General features: G+C 70.6%; 16 protein-coding genes. 7 read left to right on the top strand and 9 right to left on the bottom strand.

The annotated features are described in order from the left end of the window. Positions 1 to 46: 46 nt before the first annotated feature. Complete coding sequence (locus OG439_RS47300; RefSeq protein WP_326946847.1) at positions 47 to 1,324, top strand: glycosyltransferase family 4 protein; 1,278 nt, start codon at positions 47 to 49, stop codon at positions 1,322 to 1,324. 12 nt (positions 1,325 to 1,336) lie between these two features. Here the strand turns inward: OG439_RS47300 and OG439_RS47295 are convergent, their stop codons facing one another. From OG439_RS47295 to OG439_RS47285, 3 genes are all read right to left on the bottom strand, one after another. Continuing rightward, the gene (locus tag OG439_RS47295) at positions 1,337 to 1,462 is read right to left on the bottom strand and encodes a hypothetical protein (RefSeq protein ID WP_326946846.1); all 126 of its coding nucleotides are present in this window, start codon (positions 1,460 to 1,462) and stop codon (positions 1,337 to 1,339) included. A 127-nt stretch (positions 1,463 to 1,589) separates the two neighbouring features. Beyond that, a complete protein-coding gene (locus OG439_RS47290; RefSeq protein ID WP_326946845.1) occupies positions 1,590 to 2,369 on the bottom strand; it encodes a class I SAM-dependent methyltransferase in 780 nt (259 codons plus the stop codon). 61 nt (positions 2,370 to 2,430) lie between these two features. Further along, the gene (locus OG439_RS47285) at positions 2,431 to 2,889 is read right to left on the bottom strand and encodes a nuclear transport factor 2 family protein (RefSeq protein WP_326946844.1); all 459 of its coding nucleotides are present in this window, start codon (positions 2,887 to 2,889) and stop codon (positions 2,431 to 2,433) included. 91 nt (positions 2,890 to 2,980) lie between these two features. Between OG439_RS47285 and OG439_RS47280 the strand changes: the two genes are divergently transcribed. Further along, on the top strand, positions 2,981 to 3,514 hold the full coding sequence (locus OG439_RS47280; RefSeq protein WP_326946843.1) for a TetR/AcrR family transcriptional regulator: 534 nt from the start codon (positions 2,981 to 2,983) through the stop codon (positions 3,512 to 3,514). Between the two features lie 123 nt (positions 3,515 to 3,637). Here OG439_RS47280 and OG439_RS47275 read toward each other — a convergent pair whose 3' ends face one another. The 3 genes from OG439_RS47275 to aceA form a co-directional block, all read right to left on the bottom strand. After that, a complete protein-coding gene (locus OG439_RS47275) occupies positions 3,638 to 4,360 on the bottom strand; it encodes a DUF899 family protein (protein ID WP_326946842.1) in 723 nt (240 codons plus the stop codon). Positions 4,361 to 4,533: 173 nt separating this feature from the next. Further along, positions 4,534 to 6,141 (bottom strand): malate synthase A, encoded by a 1,608-nt coding sequence (aceB, locus tag OG439_RS47270; protein WP_326946841.1) that lies wholly within the window; start codon positions 6,139 to 6,141, stop codon positions 4,534 to 4,536. A gap of 90 nt (positions 6,142 to 6,231) precedes the next feature. Next, entirely contained in the window at positions 6,232 to 7,509 is a 1,278-nt protein-coding gene (aceA, locus tag OG439_RS47265; RefSeq protein ID WP_247061830.1) for an isocitrate lyase, read from the bottom strand. 229 nt (positions 7,510 to 7,738) lie between these two features. Between aceA and OG439_RS47260 the strand changes: the two genes are divergently transcribed. From OG439_RS47260 to OG439_RS47250, 3 genes are read left to right on the top strand one after another with little or no spacing between them, the layout of a single operon-like run. Then, complete coding sequence (locus tag OG439_RS47260; protein ID WP_247061829.1) at positions 7,739 to 9,163, top strand: short-chain fatty acyl-CoA regulator family protein; 1,425 nt, start codon at positions 7,739 to 7,741, stop codon at positions 9,161 to 9,163. Between the two features lie 44 nt (positions 9,164 to 9,207). Further along, positions 9,208 to 10,464 (top strand): threonine ammonia-lyase IlvA, encoded by a 1,257-nt coding sequence (gene ilvA, locus OG439_RS47255; protein WP_247061828.1) that lies wholly within the window; start codon positions 9,208 to 9,210, stop codon positions 10,462 to 10,464. Positions 10,465 to 10,485: 21 nt separating this feature from the next. After that, a complete protein-coding gene (locus OG439_RS47250) occupies positions 10,486 to 11,055 on the top strand; it encodes an NADAR family protein (protein WP_326946840.1) in 570 nt (189 codons plus the stop codon). A gap of 398 nt (positions 11,056 to 11,453) precedes the next feature. On the opposite strand, the gene OG439_RS47245 is transcribed toward OG439_RS47250, so the two are convergent. Continuing rightward, a complete protein-coding gene (locus OG439_RS47245) occupies positions 11,454 to 12,158 on the bottom strand; it encodes a FadR/GntR family transcriptional regulator (RefSeq protein ID WP_326946839.1) in 705 nt (234 codons plus the stop codon). A gap of 76 nt (positions 12,159 to 12,234) precedes the next feature. On the opposite strand from OG439_RS47245, the gene OG439_RS47240 reads away from it, so the two are divergent. Both OG439_RS47240 and OG439_RS47235 read left to right on the top strand, forming a co-directional pair. Then, entirely contained in the window at positions 12,235 to 13,107 is an 873-nt protein-coding gene (locus OG439_RS47240) for a carbon-nitrogen hydrolase family protein (protein WP_326946838.1), read from the top strand. Beyond that, complete coding sequence (locus tag OG439_RS47235; RefSeq protein ID WP_326946837.1) at positions 13,104 to 14,429, top strand: APC family permease; 1,326 nt, start codon at positions 13,104 to 13,106, stop codon at positions 14,427 to 14,429. The genes OG439_RS47240 and OG439_RS47235 overlap by 4 nt, the downstream gene beginning before the upstream one ends. Here the strand turns inward: OG439_RS47235 and OG439_RS47230 are convergent, their stop codons facing one another. Beyond that, positions 14,430 to 14,807 (bottom strand): hypothetical protein, encoded by a 378-nt coding sequence (locus tag OG439_RS47230; protein ID WP_326946836.1) that lies wholly within the window; start codon positions 14,805 to 14,807, stop codon positions 14,430 to 14,432. A 43-nt stretch (positions 14,808 to 14,850) separates the two neighbouring features. Further along, positions 14,851 to 15,606, bottom strand: a complete 756-nt coding sequence (locus tag OG439_RS47225; protein ID WP_326946835.1) for an acyltransferase — start codon at positions 15,604 to 15,606, stop codon at positions 14,851 to 14,853. Positions 15,607 to 15,628: the final 22 nt, after the last annotated feature.

Genomic DNA, 15,628 nt, shown 5'->3' with positions numbered 1-15,628 from the left:
GGTGGACCGCCGCCGGGCTCTTGCGACTCGCGAGTAACCTCTGCCCATGCGTGTGCTGATGCTGTCCTGGGAGTACCCGCCCGTGGCCATCGGCGGCCTGGCCAGGCACGTGCACGCGCTCGCCTGTCACCTGGCCGGACAGGGTCACGAGGTCGTCGTCCTGTGCCGGCACGCCGCCGGGACCGACGCCGGGACGCACCCGCGCAGCGACCGCGTCGTCGAGGGCGTGCGGATCATCCGGGTGGCCGAAGACCCGATGCACGTGACCTTCGAACGCGACCTCGTCGCCTGGACCCTCGCCATGGGGCACGCCATGGTCCGCGCCGCGCAGGACCTGCTGCGGAGCTGGCAGCCGGACGTCGTCCACGCGCACGACTGGCTGGTCGCGCACCCGGCCATCGCGATCGCCGAGGCCGCGCGGGTACCGCTGGTCGGCACGGTCCACGCCACCGAGGCCGGCCGGCACTCCGGCTGGCTGTCGCACCCGCTGAACCAGCAAGTTCACTCGGTCGAGTGGTGGCTGGCCAACCGCGCCGACGCTGTGATCACCTGCTCGCAGGCCATGCGCCGCGAGGTCGCGCACCTCTTCGAGATCGAGGCCGGCGACGTCACGGTGATCCACAACGGCATCGAGGAACGCGGCTGGCAGGTGCCGGCCGACGAGATCGCCCACGCCCGCGAGGTCTACAGCCCGGCCGGCGCGCCGCTGTTGCTCTACTTCGGCCGGCTCGAATGGGAGAAGGGCGTCCAGGATCTGCTGGCCGCGCTCCCCCGCATCCGGCGGCGCCACCCCGGCACGCGCGTGGTCGTCGCCGGGAAAGGACGACACTTCGACGAGCTCGTCGAACAGTCGCGGAAGCTGCGGGTGCGGCGCGCCGTTGACTTCGTCGGGCACCTGTCCGACCGGGATCTGCGCGCGGCGCTGGCCGCGGCCGACGCCGTGGTCCTGCCCAGCCGGTACGAGCCGTTCGGGATCGTCGCCCTGGAGGCCGCGGCCGCGAAGGCGCCGCTGGTGGCGTCGACCGCCGGCGGGCTCGGTGAGGTCGTCGTCCACGGCGAGACCGGGCTGGCGTTCAGTCCCGGCGACGTCGGCGCGCTGGCCGACGCCGTGACGGCGGTGCTGAACGACGCCGACGCGGCGGCGCGGCGGGCCCGGGCCGCGCAGGCCCGGTTGGCCGCCGACTTCGACTGGGGCCGGATCGCCGAGGCGACCGTCGCGGTCTACCGGCGGACGAAGGCAGGCGAGCCGGTGGAGCTGCCGCGGCCGAAGATCGCCACCGGCAACGCGTTCGAACCGGTCGCGGCCGGGATCCCGGAACTGTAGGTAGCGGCCGCGTCAGAAGTGGCGGATCTGGACGCGGTCCGTGTGGGCCGCGGGCACGGCCGTGGCCGCGGCGGCGACGGACGCGCAGGCGAAAAGGGCGACGAGCGCGACAAGGACAGCGCTCAACTTGCTGGTCATCGGGACTCCTCGGGGAGCAGTGGCGCGACAGGCACCACGCAGCGAGCATCCGCGCCCCCTCCCCGCGAAACAATAGGGAGAACACCACGGGCGGCTACGCATTCGCCTTCCGTGACCGGTTCGCCCGTCAGTGGACGCCGGTCAGGATCCGGACCCGGACGTGTTCGACCACCGGGCCGTGGGGCTCGACCGCGCGCCGGACGCGGTCGGCGAACCCGGGCCGGGACGCCGGGGGCGGGAGCTGCTCCGGGCTCATCGCCGAAAACACGCCACCGACGATCTCCTCGACGGTGAGCGTGGCCGAGTAGTCGACAACCCGCAGGTCGACGGCATATCCGGCGGCCGAGAGGGCCTCGCGGTAGCGCTCCTGGCTCGCCGTGTCCGTGCCGCACGTCCGGTGCAGCGGGACGCCGAGCTGGTCGGACAGGACCTGTCGCAGCGCCGCCGACCACGCGGCGTCCTGGAGCCACAGCGGCTCGCCGTTGGTCACCACCACGACACCGCCGCCGGCGCGCAGGAGCGGGCGCGCCGTCGCGAACAGCCGCTCGTGGTCCATCCAGTGCAACGCCTGCGCCACCGTCACCGCGCCCAGCCGGCCGGGGCCGAGGGCCGCCGTCAGGGCGCCGAGGTCGGTGTCCGCGCCGAGCAGCCAGCTGACGTTCGGCTCGGCCGTCGCCCGGCGGGCCTCGGCCAGCATGTCCGGTTCCGGGTCCATCCCCAGCACGGCGCCGGTGCGCGGCGCCAAGGCGCGGGTGAGCTGGCCGGTGCCGCAGCCGAGGTCGAGCACGACGTCGTCGCGCGTGAGACCACACGCGCTGACCAGGGCGTCCACGACTTCGGGCGGGTAGCCGCGGCGGAACCGCTGGTAGTACTCGCTCACTTCGCCGCCGAACGCCGGTGCCGTCATGACCCCGAGGATGCCGCCGGAAGCGGCCGGGCGGATGTGGTTCCGCTGCGGGCGGAAGCGGCTAGAAGACCGGCAGCAGAACGCCTTGCTCAGACTCCGGGCGCGGGCCGAAGATGCGGCGGTCGGTCTCGGCGATCGGGACGTCGTTGATGCTCGCCTCGCGGCGGCGCATCAGGCCTTCGTCGCTGAACTCCCACAGCTCGTTGCCGTAGCTGCGGAACCACTCGCCGGCCGCGGTGCGGGACTCGTACTGGAAGCGGACGCCGATGCGGTTGCCGCGAAAGCCCCACAGCTCCTTGCGCAGCGCGTAATCCAGTTCGCGCTCCCACTTCGCGGTCAGGAACTCGACGATCCGCGCGCGTCCGACGACGTGCTGGTCGCGATTGCGCCAGACCGAATCCTCGGTGTAGGCCAGCGAGACCCGCTCGGGGTCGCGGGTGTTCCAGGCGTCCTCGGCGGCCTGGACCTTCTGGCGGGCGGTGTCTTCATCGAACGGCGGGAACGGCGGGCGCGGGGTCATGGACGGCTCCTTCCGAAACCCGGAGAACGGCCGTTCTCCGAACTGCCGCTAGAGTAGAGAACGCTCATTCTCCGCACCAGAGGCAGGTGACATGGATCCCACGGAGGCGACCGGCCGGTTGCTGGAGGCCGCCGAGGAGCTCTTCTACGCCCACGGCGTGCAGGCGGTCGGGATGGACGCCGTCCGCGCGCGCTCCGGCGTCTCGCTCAAACGGCTCTACCAGTGCTTCCCGGCCAAGAACGACCTGGTCGAGGCCTATCTCCTGCGCCGCGACGAACGCTGGCGGCGGTCGTTGCGCGAATTCGTCGACGCCCGCGGCGACGACCCGCTCGCCGTGTTCGACTGGCTGCACGACTGGTTCCGCGAACCCGGCTTCCGCGGCTGCGCGTTCGTCAACTCCTTCGGCGAGTTCGGCGAACCGGCGCCCGGGATCGCCGCGGCGATCCGCAAGCACAAGGACGAGCTACGCGCCTATCTGCGTGGTCTCGTCGCCGACCACACCACCGCCGACCAGCTGTTCTCGCTCGTGGAGGGCGCGACCGTGCTCGCCGCGATCACCGGTGACCCGGGCGAGGCGAGCACGGCCCGTGCGGCCGCGAAGGTCCTCCTGGCCGCTCAGGGGTAGAGCGTCAGCCGGGCGGCGAGCTTCGGGCGACGACGTCCGACGACGACGGGAACACGCCGCGGCAGACCGGGCGTACGCGGTGATTTGACGTCGTGAACGGCACGACCGGGCCGTTCGCACCGCTCACTCGTGGCAGTAGCCGAGCTGCTCGTCCCAATCCGCGCCACGCCCGTGCGGGGTGAGGTCGAACAGGTTCCACACCGGCTCGATCGTCCCGACGTGGCGCGGGTCCTGGCCCGGTTCGGCCGGCTCGTACAGCAGCTCCGAACCCCAGAAGTGCCGGATCCCGTCGTCGTCGCGGCGGAAGACGTTGAGCATCGGGCGCGGGCTGCCATCGGCCGCTTCGCCGTGATAATCCCGGCTGAACGTGGTGCCCGCGCACGAGAACAACCGCAGCCGGCGCCAGCCGCGGTCGGCGGCGAACGTCCGCAGGTGCCCGATCGGCGCTCGCGCGACGACGGCGAAATCGGCGTGGGGCGCGAAATGCTCCACGGCGCCGTCGAGCTGGTCGAGCAACGCCGTGCAGGACGGGCACGGGCCCTGCTCCAGCGTCAGCTGCGCGCTCTCCCCCGACGCCGGACCGGGCCGGTCGTCGTCGGGGTCGCGCGGGAACATGTAGTGGTAGACGACCAGGGTGTCGTGGCCCGGCGAGAACAGGTCCGACAACCGCACTTCGCCGGTGTCGCCCTGGAGGACGTAGTCCTCGGGCACCAGGCCGCCGGGTGGCAGGTCGCGGCGTTGGCCAGCCACCGCCTCCAGTTCGCGACGCAGCGCGGCTTCCCGGTCGAGCAGGCGATCACGCGCGGCGCGGTACTCGGGCGACTCGCCCGGGAAGCTCAGGCTCATGTCCGGGAAACGTACGCGTGAAACTGGTCCGACGGCGGGGAGCCACCGCCGTCGGACCAGTTCCGGACCACACCATCCCGAGATGGGTGTGGTGCCGGCCGTCCCTCGTCAGGTAGGGACAGCCGGAGCTCGAAGCACTCTCGACCGCCGAGAGCGCATCAAGCACTGCCCTGCTACCGGGCGTCCGTGAGGTACCGCGCGTAGGCACCGGTGGTGAGGAAGCTCGGCAGTTTCTCGCCGAGCGCGGTCTCCGTGAAGATCTGGTACGCGTCGCCGAGGCGGTGGCCGTCGCCGAGTTCGGCGCGGATCGACGCCAGCTCGTCGTCCAGGAACTCGACCGCCAGCTCGCGGGTCAACGCGGTGCCGTCCTCGAGCTTCGTGCCGTTGCGGATCCACTGCCAGACCTGGCAACGCGCGATCTCCGCGGTGGCCGCGTCCTCCATCAGGTTGTGGATCGCCGCCGCGCCGGTGCCGCGCAGCCACGCGTCGACGTAGCGCAGCGCGACGTTGATGTTCGCGCGGACACCCGCCTCGGTGACCTCGCCGCCGGCGCTCGCGACGTCGAGCAGGTCTTCGGCGGTGACGTCGACGTCCTCGCGGAGCTTGCCGAGCTGGTTCGGCCAGCCGCCGAGCACACCGTCGAACACCTCGCGGCAGACCGGGACCAGGCCGGGGTGCGCGACCCAGGAGCCGTCGAAGCCGTCGCCGGCCTCGCGTTCCTTGTCGGCGCGGACCTTCTCCAGCGCGGTCGCGGTGATCTCGGGGTCCTTGCTCGGGATGAACGCGGCCATGCCGCCGATGGCGTGCGCGCCGCGCTTGTGGCAGGTCCGCACCAGCAGCTCGGTGTAGGCCCGCATGAACGGCACGGTCATGGTGACCTGCGCGCGGTCCGGCAGCACGAAGTCGGCGCCGTGCGCGGCGAAGTTCTTGATCATGCTGAAGATGTAGTCCCAGCGACCGGCGTTCAGGCCCGCCGCGTGCTCGCGCAGTTCGTAGAGGATCTCGTCCATCTCGAACGCGGCGGTGATCGTCTCGATCAGCACCGTGGCGCGGATCGTGCCACGTGGGATGCCGAGCTCGCGCTGCGCCAGCAGGAAGACGTCGTTCCACAGCCGCGCTTCGTGGTGGTTTTCGAGCTTCGGCAGGTAGAAGTACGGGCCGACACCGCGGGCCACCAGCTGGCGGGCGTTGTGGAAGAAGAACAGGCCGAAGTCGACCAGGCTCGCCGACACGGGACGGCCGTCGATGCGGATGTGCTTCTCCACCAGGTGCCAGCCGCGGGGCCGCGCCACGATCGTGGCCGGGTCGTCCCCGATCGTGTACTGCTTGCCGGCTTCGGTCGTGAAATCGATGTTGCGGCGGATAGCGTCGAAGAGGTTGAGCTGGCCGTCGATCACGTTGTGCCACGTCGGCGACGTCGCGTCCTCGAAGTCCGCCAGCCAGACCTTCGCGCCGGAGTTCAGCGCGTTGACCGTCATCTTGCGGTCGGTCGGGCCGGTGATCTCGACGCGGCGGTCTTCCAGGCCCGGCGCGGTCGGCGCGACGTTCCAGGACTCGTCGTCGCGGATCCGGCGGGTCTCGGGCAGGAAGCCGAGCGGCTTCTCCCCCGACTGCAGCTCCTCGCGGCGCACGCGGCGGGCGTCGAGCAGCTCGCGCCGTCGGCCGGCGAACGTGTTGTCGAGCTTGGCCAGGAAGTCGAGTGCCGCCGGGGTGAGGATCTCGGCGAACCGGCCCTCGACCGGACCGGTGACCTCGATGCGGTAGTTCAGTCGATCAACCATGGGGTGCCTCCGCGAGCAGAGCTGTGCAGGGAAGGGAAGTGGGGGTCGCGGGCCGGCGGCGCAGGGGTCGCCGCCGGCCCACGAAGAGCGTCAGAACTGGGCTTCCTCCGTGGAACCCTTCAGCGCCGTGGTGGAGCTGGTCGGGTTCAACGCGGTCGCGACCTGGTCGAAGAAACCGGTGCCGACCTCGCGCTGGTGCTTCGTGGCGGTGTAACCACGGGCCTCCGACGCGAACTCGCGCTCCTGCAGGTCGACGTAGGCGGTCATGCCCTCACGGGCGTAACCGTGCGCCAGGTCGAACATCGAGTAGTTCAGTGCGTGGAAGCCGGCCAGCGTGATGAACTGGAACTTGTAGCCCATGTGGCCGAGCTCGCGCTGGAACTTCGCGATCGTGGCGTCGTCCAGGTGCTTCTTCCAGTTGAACGACGGCGAGCAGTTGTAGGCCAGCATCTGGTCCGGGAACTTCGCCTTGATCGCCTCGGCGTACTTGCGCGCCACCTCGAGGTCCGGCTTCGAGGTCTCCATCCAGAGCAGGTCGGCGTACTGGGCGTAGGCCAGACCGCGCTCGATGCACGGGTCGATGCCGTTGGTGACCTCGTAGAAGCCCTCGGCGGTGCGGCCGCCGGTGAGGAACTGCTGGTCACGCTCGTCGACGTCGCTGGTCAGCAGCGTCGCGGCCTGCGCGTCGGTGCGGGCGACCACGAGGGTCGGCACGTCGAGGACGTCGGCCGCGAGGCGCGCGGCGTTCAGCGTGCGCTCGTGCTGCTTGGTCGGGATCAGCACCTTGCCGCCGAGGTGGCCGCACTTCTTCTCGGACGCGAGCTGGTCTTCCCAGTGCACGCCCGCGGCGCCGGCCGCGATCATGCCCTTCATCAGCTCGAACGCGTTGAGCGGGCCACCGAAGCCCGCTTCCGCGTCGGCGACGATCGGGGCGTACCAGTCGATGTCGGTGTTTCCCTCGGCCCAGTTGATCTGGTCGGCGCGGCCCAGCGCGTTGTTGATCCGGCGGACCACGGCCGGCACGGAGTTGGCCGGGTAGAGGCTCTGGTCGGGGTAGGTCTGGCCGGCCAGGTTGGCGTCGGCCGCGACCTGCCAGCCGGACAGGTAGATCGCCTGCAGGCCGGCGCGGACCTGCTGGACGGCCTGGTTGCCGGTGAGCGCGCCCAGCGCGTGGATGTAGTCCTCGGTGTGCAGGAGGTCCCACAGCTTCTCCGCACCGCGGCGGGCGAGGGTGTGCTCTTCGACGACGCTGCCGCGCAGCTTGACGACGTCCTCGGCCGAGTAGGAGCGCTGCACGCCCGCCCAGCGGGGGTCGTTCGCCCACTTCGCGGTCAGCTCCGCGGCCGCCTGCTTGGCCTGTTCGGTCATCGGACTCTCCCGGTGTTGCGAAGTTTGCGATTGCTCGCCTTGCTTGGCCTGACCCTCGCACGCCAGTAGAAATCCGATCCAGTCGTCCAATTTGCCAATTTGTGCGAAGGGTACGTACGCTCTTTGCAAAGGTTGCGAATCGCTGGTTCGCAACGGCCACGAAAATCCGCGTTCTTGACCGTTCACGTAACCGTTCAGGACCGGAAACCTTCCGGAAAGGCGGGCTCGGATGGAGAAGACTTTCGCCGGAGCGCGGCTGCGGCACCTCCGCGAAAGCCGGGCGATGAGCCAGGCCGACCTCGCCCGTGTGCTGGAGATCTCACCGAGCTACCTCAACCAGATCGAGCACAACTCGCGCCCGCTGACCGTGCCCGTCCTGATGCGGATCACGCAGGCGTTCGGCGTGGACACCGAGTTCTTCGCCAACAACGACACGTCCCGGCTGGTGGCCGACGTCAAGGAGGCGCTGCTCGACGAGTCCCTCGGCGTCGACGTCACGACGAGCGAGCTCAACGAGCTGGCGACGAACCTGCCGGCGATCGCGCAAGCCCTGGTCAAGCTGCACCGCAGCTACCGCAACGCCGTCGAGAACACCGCCGCGCTGACCACCGAAAACGGCCTGGGCCTGCACGGCAGCGCAGCGTCGGCGCTGCCGCACGAAGAGGTCCGCGACTTCTTCTACGAGCGCGAGAACTACGTCGCCGAGCTGGACGAACGCGCCGAGAAGATGGCGGCCGACATCCCGCTGCAGCGCGGCCAGGTGCTCAGCGCGTTGAAGGACTGCCTTTCCCAGCGCTACGGCGTCGAAGTGACCAGCGACGGCATCGACGAAGCCGCAGGTCAGCAGCACCGCTACGAGCCGCTGAGCCGGACGCTGCGGCTCGCGCCGAGCCTGCGCGTCGGGCAGCAGGCGTTCCGGATGGCTTCGCAGATCGCCCTGCTCGAATACGACGACCTGATCACCGAGCTGGCCGACTCGTGGGCGTTTTCCGGCCCCGCCGCGCGCTCCCTGGCCCGCGTCGGCCTGGCGAACTACTTCGCGGGGGCGCTGATCCTCCCCTACGGCCCGTTCCTGGCCGCGGCTGAGCGGTTCCGCTACGACATCGAGCGGCTGTGCGACCACTACGGCGTCGGCTTCGAGACCGTCTGCCACCGGCTGTCCACCCTGCAGCGGCCCAAGCACCGCGCGGTGCCGTTCTCCTTCGTGCGCGTCGACCGGGCCGGGAACATGTCGAAGCGGCAGTCCGCGGCCGGGTTCCACTTCTCCCGCGTCGGCGGCGCCTGTCCACTGTGGAACATCTACGAGGCGTTCACCCAGCCGGGCAAGATCCTCACCCAGATCGCGACGCTGCCCGACGGCAAGAGCTACTTCTGGATCGCGCGGACGATTTCGCGCAACATCGGCGGCTACGGCAGCCCCGGAAAGACGTTCACGGTCGGCCTGGGCTGCGAACTGCGGCACGCGGGACGGCTGATCTATTCGACGGGCCTGGACCTGGACGAACCGGCGGCCGCCACCCCGATCGGCATGGGCTGCAAAGTCTGCGAACGCCCGGCCTGCTCGCAACGCGCGTTCCCGACGATCGGCAAGCAGCTCACGGTCGACGAGAACACCAGTACGTTCGTCCCGTACCCGGCCGTGCCGAAGGGGTAGGGGCACCCGGTCGGGTTTCCCGCGCGAGTCGTACATTCAACCAGGTGCACGACATCGACACGGTGACCGCGGCGACCATCGAGAACGCCGCCGCGCGGCTGGCCGGGGTGGTGACCCGCACGCCGCTGGAGCCGAGCGCGCGGCTGTCGTCCCGGGTGGACGCCCAGGTCTGGGTGAAGCGCGAGGACCTGCAGACCGTCCGGTCGTACAAGATCCGCGGCGCCTACAACTTCATCGTCCAGCTGGACGACGTCACGCGCGCGCTCGGCGTCGTCTGCGCCAGCGCCGGCAACCACGCCCAAGGCGTCGCGTACGCGTGCCGCCGGCTCGGCGCGAACGGGCGCGTGTACGTCCCGGGGACCACGCCGCGGCAGAAGCGCGAACGCATCGCCACGCTCGGCGGCGCGCACATCGAGGTCATCGTCGTCGGCGAAACGTACGAAGACGCCTTCGCGGCCGCCACCGAGGACGCCGAGCGCACCGGCGCGACGCTGGTGCCGGCGTTCGACGACGTCCGGACCGTCGCCGGCCAGGGCACGGTGGCGCTGGAAGTGATCGAGCAGCTCGGCTTCGTCCCCGACGTCGTGGTCGTCCCGGTCGGCGGCGGCGGGCTGCTCGCCGGCGTCGGCAGCTTCCTGCGGGAACGGCACCCCGGCGTCCGGGTCGTCGGCGTCGAACCGGCGGGCGCGGCCTGCATGGCCGCGGCGCTCGACGCCGGGCACCCGGTGCGGCTGCCCGAGCTCGACACGTTCGTCGACGGCGCCGCGGTGCGCGTCGCCGGCAGCGTCACCTACCCGCTGATCCGCGAGAGCGGCGCCGAGCTGACGTCGGTCGCCGAGGGCGCGATCTGCACCGAGATGCTGGCGATGTACCAGTCGGACGGCATCATCGCGGAGCCGGCGGGCGCGCTCGCCGCGGCCTCGCTCGGTTCGGTCGTCGACGTCGAGCCCGGCCAGACGGTCGTGGTCGTGGTCTCCGGCGGCAACAACGACGTCAGCCGCTACAGCGAGATCCTCGAACGCTCGCTGATGCACGAACAGCTGAAGCACTACTTCCTGGTCGGGTTCCCGCAGGAGCCGGGCGCGCTGCGGCGGTTCCTGGAGCAGGTCCTCGGGCCCGAGGACGACATCACCCGCTTCGAGTACGTCAAGCGCACCAACCGCGAGCTGGGGCCGGCGCTGGTCGGCATCGAGATCCCCCGCTCGGCCGACCTGCCCGGACTGCTGGCCCGGATGGACGCGAGCCCGCTGCAGGTGGAGCGGATCGAGCCGGGGAGCCCCCTCTTCCACTTCCTGCTGTGAGCACTGTGGTCCACTAGACGGATGGTTGTGAAGGTCGACGGAGTCCGCAGTATCGAAGCGTTGCGCGAAAAGGTCCACGAGGGTGCGGAGCCCGAGTACCTGCTGTTCTACGGCCACGCGCCCTCCAAGACGGGGCGCGCGACGGCGAGCTGCCTGAGCCAGTGGTGGGTGGACCCGTTCGAGGCCGGCGGCGTGCGCTACCCGTCCGCCGAGCACTACATGATGGCGGGCAAGGCCGAGCTGTTCGGCGACCACGAGAAGGCCGAGCTGATCCGCCAGGCGCCCGACCCGAAGACGGCGAAGGTGCTCGGCCGCGAGGTCACCGGGTACGACAACGAGACGTGGGAGCGGCACCGCTACGACATCGTCGTCGACGGCAACCTGGCCAAGTTCGGCGCGCACCGCGACCTGCGCCGCTTCCTCCTCGGCACCGGTGAGGCCGTGCTCGTCGAGGCGTCGAAGAAGGACCTGGTCTGGGGCAGCGGGCTCGCCCGCGAAGAGAAGAACTCGGACAAGCCGGACTACTGGCGCGGGCTGAACCTGCTCGGCTTCGCGCTGATGGAGGTCCGCGAGCAGCTGCGCAACCGCTGACCTGCTCCTGGGGCGCCGGAGTTTCGCGGGTCGTGCTGCGGGGTGATCGGCCGATGATCACCGCCGAACGGCCAAGGGTTTCGAGGATGGGCTCGCGGGCTTCTGGCGTTGGTCGAAGACGGACCACGATCCGGCGGTCGAGGTGCGGGCGATTCACGACCACAGCTAAGTCTCGGCCGCGGCTGGTTCCGGCCGTCTAGCCCACACGCCCCTGGTCGATCCGCGACGACGGCGGCCTTCAGATGCGGTCGGTTTGCGTCCACGCCGGGCCGCTCGGCTGTCGTCGGATCCGGACCACGCTCGGGGCCGGGGTCGGTCCGGGCCGGTCCCGGTCGATCCGTGACCACCCACGCCCCGGAGCCGTGGTCGCGGGCTCGACCACGGGGTGAATCCGCAGGTCAGGCGAGGCCGACGAACATCGTCCGGTGCAGGTCTCCCACGTGGTCGCGGGTTATCCGGGTCGCCGCGTCCCTGTTGCCCGAGGACAGGGCCTTCACCAGCTTCGCGTGCTCGTGGTTCGACTCGCGCAGCTTCTGCAACGGGTACGGCAGGTAGAACCGGTACAACTCCGTGAGCACCGCCTCGTACTGGCGGACCGCTGCCGGAGGGCCCGGTGCGGCGACCGTCAGGTGGAACTCCGCGTCCAGTTCGTGGAACTCCGCCCAGCCCGTCGCCGTGTCCATCCGGGCGACCAACGCCCGGAGGCGCTCGATGTCCGGGCGGCGTCTGGCCACCAGCTGGACCAGACCGCTCTCCAGGACCAGGCGGTGGTCGATCAGCTCGCGGACCTCCGCGGCCGACTCGCGGTAGGCGCCGACCTCGCGGACCCGCTCCGCCGGTGGGTGCTCGGCGACCAGGGTGCCGCCGCCGCGGCCTCGGCGTCGCTCGATCAGGCCGTCTTCGGCCAGGCACTCCAGCGCCCGGCGCACGGTGATCTCGGCGACGCCCAGTGCCTGGGCGATGTCGCCGTTCGACGGCAGGCGCTCCCCTGGTTTCAGCAGGCCCAGCTCGATGGCGAGGGCGATCCGGGCGCGGACGGTGTCCAGCGCCGACAGCCGCCGGATGCCGGTCAGGGCGGGGGCGTCCAGGTCTGCCGTGGCCATGAACCCGACCGTACCGCACAAATTGCTCATCTTGAGCACTCTTGTTTAAGTGTTCAAGATGGACTATTTTCCGTCCATGCCGCGACCACTCCCGATCGCTCTGGTGCAAGCGCCGCCCCGGCCCGGCTCGGCCGGGTTCGCGGGCGAGGTCGAAGCCGTCCTGGGCCGGTTTCCGGACACGCGCCTGGCCGCCTTCCCCGAGCTGCACCTCTGCGGCGTCGAGGGCGAGGGCGACGAACGCACCGCGCAGCTGCGGGCCGCCGCCGAGCCGCTGCACGGGCCCCGGACGATGGAGCTGGCGGAACTGGCCGGTGACCTGGGGATCTGGCTCGCTCCGGGCACCGTTTGCGAAGAAGGCGACCACGGCGAGCTGTTCAACACCGCCCTGGTCTTCTCGCCGCAGGGCGAGCTGGCCGGCTGGTACCGGAAGGTCTTCCCGTGGCGGCCGCACGAGCCGTACGACCCCGGCACGGAGTTCGTCGTCGCCGATCTGGCCGACGCCGGGCGCGTGGGCTTCTCGATCTGCTACGACGCGTGGTTCCCCGAAGTGACCCGCCACCTCGCCTGGATGGGCGCCGAGGTGGTGCTCAACCCCGTCCAGACCACGACCCCCGACCGCGCGCAGGAACTGGTCCTGGCGCGGGCGAACGCGATCGTCAACCAGGTGTTCGTCGCCAGCGTGAACACGGCCGGGCCGTTCGGCATGGGCGACAGCCTGCTCGTCGGGCCGGAGGGTGACGTCCTCGGCGCGCTGCCCGGGCCCGGCGAGGGCGTCCTCGCGCACACGATCGACCTCGACGAGGTGGCACGTGTTCGCCGCGAGGGCACCGCGGGCACCAACCGGATGTGGGAGCAGTTCACCCCGGCCGACGCGCCGCTGCCCCTGCCGCTCTACCAGGGCCGGATCGACCCGGACCGCTGGCGTCCACGAGAAGGAGACGACCGATGACCTCCACGGCCGCGGCCCCGGCCGCCCTGCAGCGCCGGCTCGGCCTGCCCGGCGTCGTCCTGTTCGGGCTCGCCTACATGGCGCCGCTGATCGTGCTCGGCACGTTCGGCATCGTCGCGACGACGACCGAGGGCACCGTGCCCTCGGCGTACCTGCTCGCCCTGGTCGCGATGCTGTTCACCGCGGCCAGCTACGGGAAGATGGCCGCCACCCACCCCGTCGCCGGCTCGGCCTACACCTACGTCCGGAAAGCGGTCGACGCGCGCGCCGGGTTCCTCGTCGGCTGGGCGGTGCTGCTCGACTACTTCTTCCTGCCGATGGTGATCTGGCTGATCGGCGGCGCCTACCTCTCCGCCGAGTTCCCCAGCGTGCCCAATTGGATCTGGTTGATTACTTTTATCCTGCTGACGACGATCCTCAACGTGCTCGGCATCAAGATCGCCGAGAAGGCGAACTTCGTGCTGATGGCGTTCCAGATCCTGGTGATCGGCTTCTTCGTCGTGCTTTCGATCAAGCAGGTGCTGCACGTCGGGGACGCGCTGGCGAGCTCGCAGCCGTTCTTCCACTCCGGTGCCACGCTGGGCACGATCTCCGGTGGCGCCGCGCTCGCGACGTACTCGTTCCTGGGCTTCGACGCGGTGACGACGTTGACCGAGGAGACGATCGAGCCGCGCAAGACGATCCCCCGCGCCATCCTGCTCACCGCGCTGATCGGCGGCGGCATCTTCATCGTGCTCGCCTACTTCACCCAGCTCGCCCACCCGGGCAGCGCGTTCACCGACGAGTCGTCCGCCGCGTTCGAGATCGCGACGACGATCGGCGGCAACCTCTTCGCGTCGTTCTTCCTCGCCGGCCTGGTCGTCGCGCAGTTCGCGTCCGGGATCGCCGCGCAGGCGAGCGCGTCGCGGCTGATGTACGCGATGGGCCGCGACGGCGTGCTGCCGCGCGTGTTCGGCAAGCTCCAGCCGAAGTTCGCGACGCCGGTGTTCGGCATCGTCCTGACCGGGATCGTCGGGCTGGTCGCGCTGGCCCTGGACGTCAGCACGTCGACGTCGTTCATCAACTTCGGCGCGTTCACGGCGTTCACGTTCGTCAACGTCAGCGTGATCGCGACCTGGCTGCGCGACCGGTCCGGGAAACGGGTGCTGACCTGGGTGGTCTTCCCGGTGATCGGCGCCGTGGTCGATCTGTGGCTGCTGGTCAACCTGGACGGCATCGCGCTGATCTTCGGCGTGGTCTGGCTGGCGATCGGCATCGTGGTGCTGGCGGCGATCACCCGCGGCTTCCGCCGGCCGCCGCCGGAGATGACCTTCGAGGAGTAGTCAGCCGCCCGGGCATTCGGTGCCGCCGCCGCTGCGCTCGACGCAGTGGCGCAGCCCCACCGGCGCGGGCGGGGCGTGGCGAACGTGGCCGGCCCAGTTCATCCCGGCGACCGCGACGGCCACGAGAAGGCAGATCCCGAAGAACCACGTCCACCCTCGGCGCCGCGTGGCCGCCGCGACGACCACGCCCACCAGCGGCAGCCCGGCGCCGAGCCAGGCCGCCCAGGTCAGGTAGCCGTCGCCCTCGTGCGTGCTCGTGCCGAACACCGGGAAGCTCGCCAGGAACCCCTGCAGGACCAGGTATGGAACGACGAGCAGCAGGCCCACCGCGCACAGCGCCAGGACGACCGAGGCCCAGAGCGTACGGACTTCCCCCACCCGGTCAGTATGGCCGGATCGACGATGACGGGCCTGAGTGGTTCTACTGCTCGCCGAGGGTTTTCTGCAGGGCCTTGCTCGCCTTGCGGGCCATGTCCGCGACGGCTTCGCGGCGCGCGGTGTCGGCGGCGTAGTCGTCTTCGCGGTTGCGCACGACGCGGGCCGGCATGCCGACCGCGATCGAGTAGTCCGGGATGTCGCCGCGGACGACCGCGTGGGCGCCGAGCACGCAGCCGCGGCCGATGCGGGTGCCCTTCAGGACGCTGACCTTGGTGCCGAGCCAGGTGTCCGGGCCGATGCGGACCGGCGTCTTGACGATGCCCTGGTCCTTGATCGGGACATGGATGTCCGAAATGACGTGGTCGAAGTCACAGATGTACACCCAGTCGGCGACCAGGGTGGCCGCGCCGAGCTCGATGTCGAGGTAGCAGTTGATGACGTTCTGGCGGCCGAACACGGACTTGTCGCCGATCCGCAGCGAACCCTCGTGGCAGCGGATGGCGTTGCCGTCGCCGATGTGGACCCAGCGGCCGATCTCCAGCCTGCCGTAGCCGGGGCGGCAGTGGATCTCGACGTCCTTCCCGAGGAACAGCATCCCGCGCAGGATGATGTGCGGGTTGGCGAGCCGGAACTTGAGCAGCCGGTAGTACCGGACCAGGTACCAGGGTGTGTACGCGTGGTTGCGCAGGACCCAGCGCAGCGAGTCGGCGGTCAGGAACTTCGCCTGCCGCGGGTCGCGGCGCGCCTGCCGCCAGGCCCGCACCCGCGAAAGAGCGGGCGCACCCCACATCGACGTCATGCCGGTGACCGTAACCTGTGTG

This window comes from Amycolatopsis sp. NBC_01307 (genome assembly GCF_035975215.1).
In the GTDB taxonomy this organism is placed as follows: domain Bacteria; phylum Actinomycetota; class Actinomycetes; order Mycobacteriales; family Pseudonocardiaceae; genus Amycolatopsis.
This window is presented reverse-complemented; position numbering and strand designations above follow the sequence as displayed.